General features: G+C 65.3%; 13 protein-coding genes. 8 read left to right on the top strand and 5 right to left on the bottom strand.

Annotated features, from left to right (window positions below; translation table 11 throughout):
• Positions 1–34 precede the first annotated feature (34 nt).
• Entirely contained in the window at positions 35–613 is a 579-nt protein-coding gene (locus QBJ92_RS18130; RefSeq protein ID WP_277971093.1) for a PEPxxWA-CTERM sorting domain-containing protein, read from the bottom strand.
• A gap of 255 nt (positions 614–868) precedes the next feature.
• Between QBJ92_RS18130 and QBJ92_RS18125 the strand changes: the two genes are divergently transcribed.
• The 3 genes from QBJ92_RS18125 to QBJ92_RS18115 all read left to right on the top strand — a co-directional run bounded on the left by QBJ92_RS18125 (position 869) and on the right by QBJ92_RS18115 (position 3615).
• On the top strand, positions 869–1855 hold the full coding sequence (locus QBJ92_RS18125) for an aspartate carbamoyltransferase catalytic subunit (RefSeq protein ID WP_277971092.1): 987 nt from the start codon (positions 869–871) through the stop codon (positions 1853–1855).
• Positions 1852–3087 (top strand): dihydroorotase, encoded by a 1236-nt coding sequence (locus QBJ92_RS18120; protein WP_277971091.1) that lies wholly within the window; start codon positions 1852–1854, stop codon positions 3085–3087. The genes QBJ92_RS18125 and QBJ92_RS18120 overlap by 4 nt, the downstream gene beginning before the upstream one ends.
• A gap of 129 nt (positions 3088–3216) precedes the next feature.
• Positions 3217–3615, top strand: coding sequence for a cupredoxin domain-containing protein (locus QBJ92_RS18115; RefSeq protein WP_277971090.1), 399 nt, complete (start codon positions 3217–3219; stop codon positions 3613–3615).
• Between the two features lie 41 nt (positions 3616–3656).
• On the opposite strand, the gene QBJ92_RS18110 is transcribed toward QBJ92_RS18115, so the two are convergent.
• The 3 genes from QBJ92_RS18110 to QBJ92_RS18100 form a co-directional block, all read right to left on the bottom strand.
• Entirely contained in the window at positions 3657–4742 is a 1086-nt protein-coding gene (locus QBJ92_RS18110; protein WP_277971089.1) for a PA0069 family radical SAM protein, read from the bottom strand.
• Between the two features lie 89 nt (positions 4743–4831).
• Positions 4832–6127: a tetratricopeptide repeat protein gene (locus tag QBJ92_RS18105; RefSeq protein ID WP_277971088.1), complete on the bottom strand. Its 1296-nt coding sequence runs from the start codon at positions 6125–6127 to the stop codon at positions 4832–4834.
• A complete protein-coding gene (locus QBJ92_RS18100) occupies positions 6124–6306 on the bottom strand; it encodes a hypothetical protein (RefSeq protein WP_277971087.1) in 183 nt (60 codons plus the stop codon). The genes QBJ92_RS18105 and QBJ92_RS18100 overlap by 4 nt, the downstream gene beginning before the upstream one ends.
• Positions 6307–6462: 156 nt before the next feature.
• Between QBJ92_RS18100 and QBJ92_RS18095 the strand changes: the two genes are divergently transcribed.
• Entirely contained in the window at positions 6463–7389 is a 927-nt protein-coding gene (locus QBJ92_RS18095) for an SPOR domain-containing protein (protein WP_277971086.1), read from the top strand.
• Positions 7390–7393: 4 nt separating this feature from the next.
• On the opposite strand, the gene serB is transcribed toward QBJ92_RS18095, so the two are convergent.
• Positions 7394–8275 carry a phosphoserine phosphatase SerB gene (serB, locus tag QBJ92_RS18090; RefSeq protein WP_277971085.1) on the bottom strand — a complete coding sequence of 294 codons (882 nt, stop codon included), beginning with the start codon at positions 8273–8275 and terminating at the stop codon, positions 7394–7396.
• On the opposite strand from serB, the gene miaA reads away from it, so the two are divergent.
• The 4 genes from miaA to ilvC form a co-directional block, all read left to right on the top strand.
• A complete protein-coding gene (gene miaA / locus QBJ92_RS18085; protein ID WP_277971113.1) occupies positions 8268–9197 on the top strand; it encodes a tRNA (adenosine(37)-N6)-dimethylallyltransferase MiaA in 930 nt (309 codons plus the stop codon). The two genes, serB and miaA, sit on opposite strands and share 8 nt — an antisense overlap.
• A 77-nt stretch (positions 9198–9274) precedes the next feature.
• Positions 9275–11020 carry an acetolactate synthase 3 large subunit gene (locus QBJ92_RS18080; protein WP_277971084.1) on the top strand — a complete coding sequence of 582 codons (1746 nt, stop codon included), beginning with the start codon at positions 9275–9277 and terminating at the stop codon, positions 11018–11020.
• A 133-nt stretch (positions 11021–11153) separates the two neighbouring features.
• Positions 11154–11669, top strand: coding sequence for an acetolactate synthase small subunit (gene ilvN, locus QBJ92_RS18075; RefSeq protein ID WP_277971083.1), 516 nt, complete (start codon positions 11154–11156; stop codon positions 11667–11669).
• A gap of 118 nt (positions 11670–11787) precedes the next feature.
• A partial coding sequence (gene ilvC, locus QBJ92_RS18070; RefSeq protein ID WP_277971082.1) for a ketol-acid reductoisomerase occupies positions 11788–12786 on the top strand: 999 nt, incomplete at its 3' end.

The following is a 12786-nucleotide window of genomic DNA, read 5'->3' as shown; positions in this document are numbered from 1 at the left end:
TAAACGTGCCTGCGAGCGCTGAAGGCGAACGCTTTCAGGCGACGGCAAGCTGCGGCGTGCGCCGGAGCGACCGCAGCGCAGCGCCGATTCCCCCAAACCCTAGGATCATCATGATCCACGTCGCGGACTCGGGAACTGCCGGTGGTGTCACCGGCGGCGTGGTGACGGGCGTCAGCGTGAATTGCTGAGGACCGAACTGGGCGTCGCGATCGGTCCCGGTATTGCCGTAATATTCCCCGAGAAACGCTTCGTTGCCGTTCACGCCGTAAAAAAGGTTGCCGCTGAGGCCGTTGACGTAGTCGAAACCGATGCCGAAGCCCGTGACGGGCACGCCGGTCGCGAACAGATATTGGTCGGAACCGCCTGATGCGCCCGGATAGAGAGCGTTCAGCCCAGCGATGAGAACACCACCGCGTGAGCCGCTGATTCCGGTTACGGTATAAGCTTCGCGTCCATCGACGGTCGTCGTCGTATCGGTCGTGGTGAAGATCCCCGACGCGAAAACGTCACCGCTGAAATAGCTGTACTGGAACTCGGCGGCCATGGCGGGGGTGGCTACTGCGGCGAAAGCGCCTGCAATCGTCAACGCGAGCGTCGTTCTCAATCCAAACATGATCGTTTCCTGTCGCCGGCAATACTACGCTAACGGTTCGTTTACGATGAACCGAGTGAATTACAAGCGGCGTAGGTGTCCTAGAATGGGTCTACTTTTGCCCATGACGTGTACTATGTTGTTGACGATCAATCTTTTGCGCATCGCGGCGGGGCTGAATTCGTTGGGGCCGTTCGCAATCAAATACGCCTTGGCCGGCGGCCACGGCTTTGCCAGCTTGCGTCCGCCTTGCCGCCTCGCTAACCGACACGCTCGATGCAACGCTCCGACCACCGCCCCGCCTCGCTCATCCCGGGCCGCGCCGTGTTTCCGCACCGGCACTTGACCGGGATCGAGGGATTGCAGCCCCACGAAATCCTGTTCCTCCTGGATGAAGCCGACGGTTGGGTCGCCGCCAACCGCACGCGCGCGATCGCCGACAAGCGGCTTGGTGGGTTGACGCTCATCAATGCCTTCTTCGAAAACAGCACGCGGACCTTGCTGTCGTTCGAGATCGCCGGGAAACGGCTCGGCGCCGACGTCGTCAACATGCACGCCGCGCAGTCGAGCGTGAAGAAGGGCGAAACGCTGATCGACACCGCAATGACGCTCAACGCCATGCGCGCGGACATGATCGTCATTCGTCACATGTCGTCCGGGGCTGTGCGCCTGATTGCGGACAAGGTCGATTGTCCGGTCCTCAACGCAGGCGATGGGCAGCACGAACATCCGACGCAGGCGTTGCTCGACGCGCTCACGATTCGCCGGCGGCGGGGAACGATTGCGGGGCAGCGCGTCGTGATCTGCGGGGATCTGCTCCACAGCCGAGTCGCGCGATCGAATATTCTGTCGCTTACCGCGCTTGCGGCCGAGGTCCGCGTCTGTGCGCCGACCACGCTGATGCCCGCTGCGATCGAGCGGATGGGCGTAACGCCCTTTACCGATTTCGATGCCGCGCTTCAGGACGCGGACGTGGTGATGATGCTGCGCCTGCAGAACGAGCGGATGAACGGCGGGTTCGTCCCATCGAATCGGGAATACCACTTGCGCTACGGCCTTACCGAAAAACGTCTCGCGCTCGCAAAGCCGGACGCATTGGTCATGCACCCGGGGCCGATGAACCGCGGCGTCGAAATCGATTCGGTGGTTGCGGACCACGCCCGCTCCGCGATCACGGAGCAGGTCGAGATGGGAGTCGCGGTCCGGATGGCGTGTCTTGATGTACTGACGCGTCGATCGCGTGGCGTGACGGGCTGGGCATGAGCCGAATGATCGCCTTGCTCGATGCGACGCTCGCGTGCCCGGTCGGCGGTGTATCGCGCGGTGGCGTGCTGATCGCGGACGACACGATCGCGGCGACCGGGTTGATCGATGTTCCCGAGGGTGCGGAAACGATCGACTGCGCTGGCCTCGTCCTCGCCCCTGCGATCGTCGACCTCGGCGTCTTTGCGATCGACGTTCCCGCCTTCCATGCAGGCGGGATCGTCCGCGTCGGACTCATGCCCGACCAGTCGCCCGTTCTCGACGATCCCGGCGTGGTGCAACGCGCGGCGTTGATCGGTCGCCCAGGCCTGTGGATTCACCCCATCGCCGCCGCAACGCGTGCGTTGGCGGGGAAGGATCTCGCCGAGATGGCGATCAACCGTGACGCCGGTGCGCGGGCCGTCGGCACCGGTGCCAGCTGGATCGCGGACTCAGGCGTGATGCGAAAGGTGCTCGCCTACGCCAACGACCTCGGCCTCACCGTAATCACGCATGCCGAAGACGGCGGGATCACCGCCGGTGCCGTGGCAACGGCAGGCGAGACTGCGACGCGCATGGGGCTATCGTCGGCGCCATCGGTCGCGGAGACGCTGGCGGTCGCGCGCGATCTGATGCTGGCCGAGGAAACCGGCGCGTCGTTGCATTTGCGCACCGTCACCACCGCCGCAGGGTTCGATCTGGTCCGCGCGGCCAAGCGTCGCGGTGTTCGCGTCACGTGCGGCATCACCCCCGCCCATTTGCTGTTGTCGGATATTGCGATGAGCGATTTCCGCACCTTTGCGCATATCTCCCCCCCGCTCCGCCACGAGGATGACCGCCGGGCCGCGCTGGTTGCGCTTGCGGATGGGACGATCGACGTCCTGTGTTCCGCACACGATCCGCATGGTCCTGAAGAAAAACGATTGCCCTTCGGGGATTCATCGGCTGGCATGGCAGGCGCAGAAACGCTCCTCGCGCTGGGTCTCGGGCTTGTGCGTGACGAGCATATCACGCTTGACCGTCTCTTTGCGCTGCTCGCCGCCAACCCGGCGCGTGTGCTGGGCGTCGACACCGGCACGCTGACGGTCGGTGCCCCCGCCGACCTTCTGATATGTGACCCGCGTGCGCCGTGGCAGATCATGGGTGAAGACATGCACGCCAAAGCGGGCAACACACCGTTCGATGGCCTGCCGGTCGAGGGCAAAGTCCGGCGTCTGTTCAAGGGTGGGACTGCGGTGACGCTCCCCGGGTGATGGTTAACAGGCTGCGTCTGGTCACGCGACCGGTGCCGCCTGCCGCAGCGTGCGACAAGCCGGGCGGCTTACCGGAACGAAGCCGTCCATCCTTCATTGATCGCCAGTCTTTTGCACTGGAGAAATACGATGAAACCCATTCTTCTCGGAATGATTGCTCTCGCAACGCCCGTTGCTGCGCAGTCGCCGGATTGGCGCAAGGCGCAGCCGATCTCGATCCGGATGACCGACGACGGGTTCATTCCCCGCAGCATTCCGGTTCGACAGGGCGCCCCTTACGTTCTCCGGATCGTCAACCGTTCGGACAAGGGCCACAACCTCACGCAGGAAGCATTTTTCGATCAGGCCCTGGTTGCGGGCCGGGACCGGAACAAGATCCATGGTGGCAAGATCGTGCTGGCGTCCGGTGAAGGTATGACCGTCCGGTTCCGTGCCCCCGTCACGCGCCGCGGTGGGACGTACCAGTTCAGCAGCACGACGCTCGGCGATGCCGGCAAGGATTATACGGGGGTGTTCTTGATCCGCTAACGGTGGCCGCGGCGTCCAGTCCGTGCGGGCGCCGCATACCCTCAAAACAACTCGCCCTGCGGTCCGGCAGGGGGGCGGAACAGGTCGCAGCGCAATGCCAAAACGCGTCTCCCGCTGGGGAACCCGTGCCTTGCCTTGGCGATCCTGAAGCGCGTGCGCAGTAATTCCGCCCAAGGCCCTTGGCCGCGCATCCGTGAAAAGAAGTTCGGATCATTATCGCGCCCGCCGCGAAGCGACTGGACGATCGCCATGACCTTCGCGGCACGGTCGGGAAAATGCGTATCGAGCCACGCACGAAAGAGCGGCGCCACCTCCAGCGGCAATCGGACGGGTATGTAGGATACGTTCGATGCCCCTGCCTCGGCAGCGCGCGCGATGATCGCCTCGATCTCGTCGTCGGTGATCGCGGGAATGACCGGAGCGATGTTTACGTAGGTTGGAATACCGGCGTCCACCAGGATCCTGACGGCTTCAAGACGCTTCGCCGGGTGCGGTGCCCGTGGCTCGATCGTCATGGCGATCTCGGGAACGAGCGACGTTACCGAAACCGCAACCGCGACCAAACCCTTCGCCGCCATCGGGGCGAGCAGATCGATGTCACGCACGACACGATCCGACTTGGTCGTGATCGTCACGGGGTGATCGACCTTCGCCAGAAGTTCGATGATGCTTCGCGTGATTCGGTATTCGCGCTCGATCGGTTGATAGGGGTCCGTGTTCGCCCCCAGCGCGATCGGTTTGGGGTCATACCCCTTGCGTCTGAGTTCGCCTTCCAGAATCTGCGCGGCATCGCGTTTGACGAACAGTTTGGTTTCGAAATCGAGGCCCGGCGACAGGTCGTGATAGGCGTGGGTCGGCCGTGCGAAGCAATAAATGCACCCGTGTTCGCAACCGATAAATGGGTTGATGCTACGATCGAACGAAACGTCCGGCGACTCATTGTAACTCAGGATGGTTCTGGACTGTACGTCCTGCACCGATGTCCTGACGGTCGGACGTGGTCCATCGATCGCGTCGCGAGCGTCGAGCCAATCGCAATCGTCTTCCATCGTAGGAATACCAAAACGCACGCTAAGCGCGTTTCCGGTTGCGCCTCGCATCGCGCGCTTCGTCCTGACGGTCGCCATGCCAGGGCTGATATCACATTAAGAACAGAATAGGAACAAGGAGACTAGCGCACGTTTTGCCGTATCGGTCAGACCCGCTGTGCTAGCAGCTACCGGGAAGCCAGCTCGCGCCGGTTCGCCCATGCAGCGATCTGATCCCCCGCGCCGGCGCGCACGAAGCAATTGCCGCCCTTCCCCCGATAGCCCCGGCACAGGGCGGTTGCCTCGTCCCTGGAAAAACCACCGATCGACAGCCGGTAGAAATTGGCCCCGCCCCGTGCGACGCCCATTCCCTGGGGAATATGCCCCGACAAAGCCGCGAACCGGCGACCAGCCCGGATCCACGCATCCTGGGCGACCGCGGGCGTATCATAGGCACCGAGCTGAACGTAGAAATTGCCTCGCGCCACGCTCCGCCGGCCCTGCGCGAGAGCAGGTTGCCTTGACGGCGCTCTTCGCGTCGCAACGGCAACCGGGAGGGCCTGGACGACTTCGCTACGCGGCGCGAAGACGACGCCACCAATCGCAGGACCAACTGGATACGGCACAACGGAGGCCGCAACCGCGACGGTCTCCTGCCCCTGCGGCTCCTGTAGGGCAATGTCCGCACCGTGCGAGACTTCCACGGCAGCAACCGCGGTCGATTGCTCGCGGTTGAGCGCGAGCGCTCGCGGCAGACCGGCGTCAACCACCGGCACGACCCCGAGCAAGGCGGCGATCTGATCCGACGCCGACGTCGGGCGCGCGAAGGTCGACCATTCCAGCAGGCGGCGCGCAGCCTCGACCGGGGCAAGGTCGATCTCGACCACCGTCTGCGCATCCTGCCATCGCCCTGCCAGCGCCAGGCTGAGTGCAAAGTTCTGCCGTGTCTTCGCATCCGCCCCGGCTGCGCGCGCCGCGGGATCGAGCAATTCGACCGCCGACACCGGATCCCCCGCCAGCGCCATGCCGAGTCCGCGGTCGCTCACAGGAATGTGGGCGGCATGCGCGTCGAGCGTCGACCGAGCGCCCGCCCAATCCCCCGTTCCGATCTGCATCAACGCAAGTTGCAAGGCGGCCTTCCCGTTCGCTGGATCCAGCGCCAGCGCATCCCCGAAGGCTTCGCGCGCCGAGCTGAACCGCCCGCCCCGAACGTAACTCTGGCCGAGCGTCATGCGATATTCCGCAACCTCTGGTTGTAGCGCCACCGCCGCTTCGGCGTGGGAGATGGCAGCCGCCACGTTTTTCTTGCTGAGCGCAGACCGGGCTTTCTTGATCTCGTGCAGAGCGTTGCGTTCGGCGCGCGATTGCGCGCGTGACGACGCGTCAGCGATCGACGTGGCGACGGCGCCGATTGATCCGGCGACCAACAGGGCGGACAAGCCGAGGGTGACGGGCCCAAGAGCGATTGCGGACCTGGACTTCATGATATTCTCTGGCGCTTGGCCGCAACCGACGGCTGGAACGGCAGCCCGTCGCGTTTTGGCAGGAAGATGTGGGATAGGTCGAACACCGGGGTGGCCGCGAAGGCGGCAGGCGCGAGACGACCAGACCGGCTGATCCTGTCCGCCCCGCCTTTCTGAGATGTCACGCCGGTGACCTGCATGAGACCGTGATCCTCCCGCCTGTTCGCCACCGCTGTGCCATCTAGGATTCAACAATCGGTTAATGCGGCAGAGCGTGTTGGCACGTGAAGCTAACGATTTCTTTGCCATGTCGGACGTACACGGCTCGCATGACTTTTCGATCCGAAGCCAACAGAATGCGCGGCACGCACGGAGCGCTGTTGTTGGGATTGGCTGTGCTTAGCGTGTCCGCAGCACCGGCCAGTGCCGATGTCCGCGACGGCGTCGATGCGTGGAGTCGCGGCGCCTACGGCCCAGCGGTGGCTGCCTGGCGCTCGGCGGCGACGGCCGGAGACGCCGACGCGCAATTCAATCTTGCCCAAGCCTATCTGCTCGGCCGCGGCGTACCGCGGGACATGCCGACCGCGGCAGAATGGTTCCGCAGGGCCGCGCTGCAGGACCATGCCGCCGCCCAAGCCAAATTCGGCTTGTTGCTGTTCGATCAGGGCAAGCGCGCCGAGGCGACCCCTTGGCTCGAAAAGGCAGTGGCGCATCACGAACCACGGGCTCAACTCGTGCTGGGGACGATGCTGTTCAATGGTGACGGCGTCGCGCGCGATTGGCCACGGGCCTATGCTCTGCTCGTGCGCGCAGCGGCGGCCGATGTGCCGCGCGCGTCCGAAGTCCAGGCGCAGATGGACAAGGTAATCCCGATCGTCGAACGCCAGCAGGGCCTTCTGCTCGCCCGCGACGACGAAGCCGCGGCAAAACGCCCGCAACTACCCATCGCCCCACCGCCGCCGGCACCCGTGCGCGTTGCGCTGGCTTCTGCCGTCGCGCCGCCGTCCGTCGCGCGAATGCAGCCAGCACGCAAACCGACACAGCCGCCGCCTGCGCCGGTCGTGGCGAGTCGCGGGAGCTGGCGGTTACAGCTCGGCGCGTTCGGCGACGCCGCGAACGCGCGGCGGCTGTGGACGCAGACCGCAGCCAGCTTTCCGGGCGCCAACGTCAGCTACGTCAAGGCTGGCGTCATGACACGCGTTCTGATCGGTCCATATCCCTCTCGCGCAAGCGCATCGCAGGCCTGCCGCGCGATCCGTCCGTGCATCGCGGTGAACAGCTAGAAGGTCAGCCTTCGACCCACGCCGCGCGAGGAATGCCCTGCACGTACAACAGCGCGGTGAGATCCGCGTGGTCGATCCGGGCGCCCGCCGCCGCCGCGACGATCGGTTTGGCCCGATACGCCACGCCCAGCCCCGCCGCCTCGATCATCCGCAGATCGTTCGCGCCATCGCCGATCGCCAATGTGGCTTCGGGCGGCAAACCGAGGTCGGCCGCCGCCGCGCGGAGCGTTTCGAGTTTGGTGTGCGCGCCGACGATCGGCCGTTCGACTCGGCCCGTGAGCGCACCGTCGGCGATCTCCAGCCGGTTGGCGATTGCATAATGGAAGCCGATCCGCTCGGCGACGGGCTCCGCAAACCGCGTAAAACCGCCCGACACTAGGATCGCGGTGGCGCCCCGCGCGCGCATCGTGCGGACCAGCGTCGCCGCGCCCGGCGTGTCAACGACCCGGTCGGAGAGACATTGCGCGATCACGCGCTCGTCCAGCCCCGCCAGCAACGCCACGCGCGCGTCCAGCGCCGCCTCGAAATCGAGCTCGCCACGCATTGCGGCCTCGGTGATCTCGGCGATCTGCGGCTTGATCCCGGCATAATCGGCGAGTTCGTCGATGCACTCGACCGTGATCATGGTCGAGTCCATGTCGGCGATCAGCAATCGCTTCTCGCGGCCCTCGGCCTGCTGCACGACGACGTCGACGCCCGCGAACGCGCCTTCCAGTGCCGCCCGCGCGGCATCCGGCGCAGCGGCGAACATCACGTCCGCAGCGACCCCCTGCTCGATCCAGCCATCGGCGACCGCGGAGCAGCCCGCGGCGTCGAGCCGGTCCCTGGCGGTCGAAATATCCCCCGCGGCGAGCCGCCCGGATGCTATCAGCGTGGCAATGAACACAAACAATCTCCCGATGCTGGCGCTCATCGCAGGGCCGACCGCCAGCGGCAAGTCCGCGCTCGCGATGGCGGTAGCCGAACGGCACGACGGAATCGTCATCAACGCGGATTCGGCGCAGGTCTATCGGGATTTGCGCGTGCTGACTGCGCGCCCCTCCCCTGCCGACGAAGCGCGGGTGCCGCATCGGTTGTTCGGCTATATCGATGGCGCCGAAAGCTGCTCGGCGGCGCGCTGGGCGAAGGATGCGGCGGCGGAGATCGCAACGGTTCACGCGGCGGGGAAGCTGCCGGTGCTGGTCGGCGGGACCGGGCTGTATCTGCGCACCTTGCTCGACGGGATCGCGCCGGTGCCGGAGATCGATCCTGCGATCCGCGCCGAGGTGCGGGCGCTGCCGGTCGCGGCGGCGCACGCCGAATTGGCCGCGCTAGATCCGGCGGCGGCGGGGCGTTTGGCGGCGGCGGATACGACGCGGGTGGCGCGGGCGCTCGAGGTGGTGCGGTCGACCGGGCGGACGCTTTCGGCGTGGCAGGCGGAGCGCAAAGGAGGAATCGCGGCGAAGGTTGCACAGGCGGCGGTCGTGCTGCTGCCGGACAGGGAGTGGTTGCTGCAAAAATGCGATGCGCGCGCGACTGCGATGTTTGACGAGGGCGCGGTCGACGAGGTGCGGACGCTGCTCGCGCGCGACGATCTGCCGGCCGACGCGACGATCCGGCGGGCGATTGGCGTGCCCGAAGTGGCGGCGCTGCTTGTGGGGGACAGTACACGGGCGCAGGCGCTGGAAGCGGTGCGGCTGGCGACGCGACAATATGCGAAACGGCAGTTCACATGGTTCCGAAATCAGCCTCCGAAGAGCTGGTTGCGAATTACCGAGTCAGAAAAGACCGATACTGCCAGTATAATCGACACAATATTACTTAGATAAAGGTTGACACGCATGTTTTGTACGTTTAGCCGCCCCTCTCCCATTGCTGCCATGCAGCATTCGCAAGGAGAACGAGCGTGACCGAGTTGAGTGGAGCCGACATCCTGATCGAGGCGCTGTGCGATCTCGGCGTGGAAGTCGTGTTCGGCTACCCCGGTGGTGCGGTGTTGCCGATCTATGACGCGCTGTTCCGCTCAGGCCGGATCAAGCACATCCTGGTGCGCCACGAACAGGCCGCGACGCATGCGGCGGAGGGCTATGCCCGCTCGACCGGCAAGCCCGGCGTCGTGCTCGTCACCTCGGGCCCGGGCGCGACCAACGCGATCACCGGGATCACCGATGCGCTGATGGATTCGATCCCGATGGTGGTGATCACGGGTCAGGTGCCAACCGCGCTGATCGGGACCGATGCGTTCCAGGAAGCCGACACCGTTGGAATCACGCGGCATTGTTCGAAGCATAACTATCTGGTGAAGGATCCGGCCAAGCTCGGCGCGACGATCCACGAGGCGTTCTACATCGCGACCTCGGGGCGCCCCGGCCCGGTCGTGATCGACATCCCCAAGGACGTGCAGGTCGCGACCGCGCGCTATGCCAAGCCCGGTCCGATCCGCCACAAGACCTATCGCCCGCAGGTCAAGGCCGACCAGCCGAGCATCGAAGCGGCGATGGACATGCTCGCCGCGGCGGAACGCCCGGTCCTTTATACCGGCGGCGGGATCATCAACGCGGGGCCGGCGGCGAGCCAGTTGCTGTGCGAACTCGCGCGGATCAGCGGCGCGCCCGTCACCTCGACGCTGATGGGCCTGGGGGCCTATCCCGCGACCGGGCCGCAATGGCTCGGCATGCTCGGGATGCACGGCACCTACGAAGCCAATATGGTGATGAACAAGGCCGACCTCGTCGTGTGCCTCGGCGCGCGATTCGACGACCGGGTTACTGGCCGTTTGGACGCGTTCAGTCCCCATTCGCGCAAGATTCACGTCGATATCGATCGGTCTTCGATCAACAAGAACGTGCGCGTTGATTTGCCGATCGTCGCCGACGTCGGTCATGCGCTCGAGGACATGGTCCGCGTGTTCAAGGCGCGGCGTCATCCCAAGCCCGATTTGCGCGCATGGTGGACGATGATCGAGGAATGGCGCGACAAGCGCAGCCTCGCCTTCACCGACCTGCCGAGCGACATCATGCCACAACGCGCGATCCGCGCGCTGTGGGAGGCGACGCACAAGCGCAACCCGATCATCACGACCGAAGTCGGTCAGCATCAGATGTGGGCGGCGCAGCACTTCGGGTTTGAGGCACCGAACAAGTGGCTGACCAGCGGAGGTCTCGGCACGATGGGCTACGGCCTGCCCGCCGCGATCGGCGCACAGGTCGGCAACCCGAAGGCGCTGGTGATCGACATCGCGGGCGAAGCCTCGATCCAGATGAACATCCAGGAGCTGGGGACCGCCTCGCAATATCGCCTGCCGGTCAAGATCTTCATCCTCAACAACGAATATATGGGGATGGTCCGCCAGTGGCAGGAGCTGACCTATTCGAGCCGCTATTCGGAAAGCTACAGCGATGCGCTTCCTGATTTCGTCAAGCTCGGCGAAGCCTATGGCTGGAAGGGCATTCGCATCCAGACGATGGGCGAGCTCGACGACGGGATCGCGGCGATGCTCGATTACGACGGGCCGGTGATCGTCGATTGCCGGGTTGCCAAGCTGGCGAACTGCTTCCCGATGATCCCGAGCGGGGCTGCGCATACCGAGATGCTGTTGCAGGCAAGCGAAGTCTCGGGCGAGATGGACGACGAAGCGAAGGCGCTGGTGTGATGGATAGTCTTCTGCCTCCCCTCCCGCTTGCGGGAGGGGACCGAGGGGTGGGCGCGCGCTTTGCGCAAACGTACCGTTTGCGGAGGTCGGGAGCCCACCCCCAGCCCCTCCCGCAAGCGGGAGGGGAGAAATAATGCATATCACCCAAGCCAAGGAAACCCGCCACACGCTCGCCGTGATGGTCGACAACGAGCCCGGTATCCTCGCCCGGATCGCGGGGCTGTTCACCGCGCGTGGCTATAATATCGAGAGCCTGACCGTGTCCGACGTCACCGCCGACAAGGCGGTCAGCCGGATCACGATCGTCACATCGGCGAGCGATGCGACGATGGAGCAGATCCTCGCGCAGCTCGACCGGTTGATCCCGGTGCATTCGGTCACCGACCTGACCGCGCTCGGCCCGCATGTCGAACGCGAGCTTGCGTTGCTCAAGGTGTCGGGCGTCGGCGATCACCGGATCGAGGCGCTCCGCCTCGCCGACGTCTACCGCGCGCGCGTGGTCGATGCGACGACGACCAGCTTCGTGTTCGAAGTGACCGGCGGACGCGAGAAGATCGACACCTTCGTCACGCTGATGCGCGAAGTCGGGCTGTGCGAAGTCGCGCGTACGGGCATCGTCGCAATGGCCCGCGGCGCGAAGGCGGTTTAGACCAGTTTCCGTCACCCCGGCCATGCGCCGGGGTCCCTCCATCCAACACCCCCACCGTGCATGAGGCGCGGTGGCCCCCGGCACTAGGCCGGGGTGACGTCCTTAGGAGCTGAATACCATGCGCGTTTATTATGATGCCGATGCCGACCTGAACCTGATCACCGGCAAGAAGATCGCCATCGTCGGCTACGGCAGCCAGGGCCACGCGCATGCGCAGAACCTGCGCGATTCGGGCGTCAAGGACATTGCGATCGCGCTTCGCGCCGGGTCCGCCACTGCAAAGAAGGCGACCGAGGCTGGCTTCAAGGTGATGACCAACGCCGAAGCCGCCGCCTGGGCCGATATCACGATGATCCTCGCGCCCGACGAGCATCAGGCCGCGATCTATGCCGACGATCTCCACGCGAACCTGAAGCAGGGCGCGACGATTGCCTTCGCGCATGGCCTCAACGTACATTTCGGCCTGATCGAGCCGCGCGCCGATCTCGACGTCATCATGATCGCGCCCAAGGGCCCCGGCCACACCGTGCGCAGCGAATACGTCAAGGGCGGCGGCGTCCCCTGCCTGATCGCGATCCACCAGGACAAGAGCGGCAACGCGCATGACATCGGCCTTGCCTATGCCAGCGGCGTCGGCGGCGGGCGTTCGGGCATCATCGAGACCAACTTCCGCGAGGAATGCGAGACCGATCTGTTCGGCGAGCAGGCCGTGCTGTGCGGCGGCGTGACCCATCTGATCCAGGCCGGGTTCGAGACGCTGGTCGAGGCGGGCTATGCGCCGGAAATGGCGTATTTCGAATGCCTGCACGAGACCAAGCTGATCGTCGATCTGCTGTATGAGGGCGGCATCGCCAACATGCGCTATTCGATCAGCAACACCGCCGAATATGGCGACATCGTCACCGGCCCGCGGATCATCACCGATGAGACCAAGGCCGAGATGAAGCGCGTGCTCGCCGACATCCAGTCGGGCCGGTTCGTCAAGAACTTCGTGCTCGACAACCGCGCCGGCCAGCCCGAGCTGAAGGCCGCGCGCAAGCAGGCGGCGGCGCATCCGATCGAGAAGGTCGGGTCCGAACTGCGCGCGATGATGCCGTGGATCGGCGCGAACAAGCTG

It is taken from the genome of Sphingomonas echinoides (genome assembly GCF_029623395.1).
Taxonomy (GTDB): Bacteria; Pseudomonadota; Alphaproteobacteria; order Sphingomonadales; family Sphingomonadaceae; genus Sphingomonas; species Sphingomonas echinoides_A.
The sequence above is the reverse complement of the archived record's forward strand: the minus strand, read 5'-3'. Positions and strand labels throughout refer to the sequence as shown.

Bases quoted from the DNA above. Each gene is read 5' to 3' on its own strand.
- QBJ92_RS18130 (WP_277971093.1), bottom strand. From the start codon at position 613: ATGTTTGGATTGAGAACGACGCTCGCGTTGACGATTGCAGGCGCTTTC.
- QBJ92_RS18125 (WP_277971092.1), top strand. From the start codon at position 869: ATGCAACGCTCCGACCACCGCCCCGCCTCGCTCATCCCGGGCCGCGCC.
- QBJ92_RS18120 (WP_277971091.1), top strand. From the start codon at position 1,852: ATGAGCCGAATGATCGCCTTGCTCGATGCGACGCTCGCGTGCCCGGTC.
- QBJ92_RS18115 (WP_277971090.1), top strand. From the start codon at position 3,217: ATGAAACCCATTCTTCTCGGAATGATTGCTCTCGCAACGCCCGTTGCT.
- QBJ92_RS18110 (WP_277971089.1), bottom strand. From the start codon at position 4,742: ATGGCGACCGTCAGGACGAAGCGCGCGATGCGAGGCGCAACCGGAAAC.
- QBJ92_RS18105 (WP_277971088.1), bottom strand. From the start codon at position 6,127: ATGAAGTCCAGGTCCGCAATCGCTCTTGGGCCCGTCACCCTCGGCTTG.
- QBJ92_RS18100 (WP_277971087.1), bottom strand. From the start codon at position 6,306: ATGCAGGTCACCGGCGTGACATCTCAGAAAGGCGGGGCGGACAGGATC.
- QBJ92_RS18095 (WP_277971086.1), top strand. From the start codon at position 6,463: ATGCGCGGCACGCACGGAGCGCTGTTGTTGGGATTGGCTGTGCTTAGC.
- miaA (WP_277971113.1), top strand. From the start codon at position 8,268: ATGAACACAAACAATCTCCCGATGCTGGCGCTCATCGCAGGGCCGACC.
- ilvN (WP_277971083.1), top strand. From the start codon at position 11,154: ATGCATATCACCCAAGCCAAGGAAACCCGCCACACGCTCGCCGTGATG.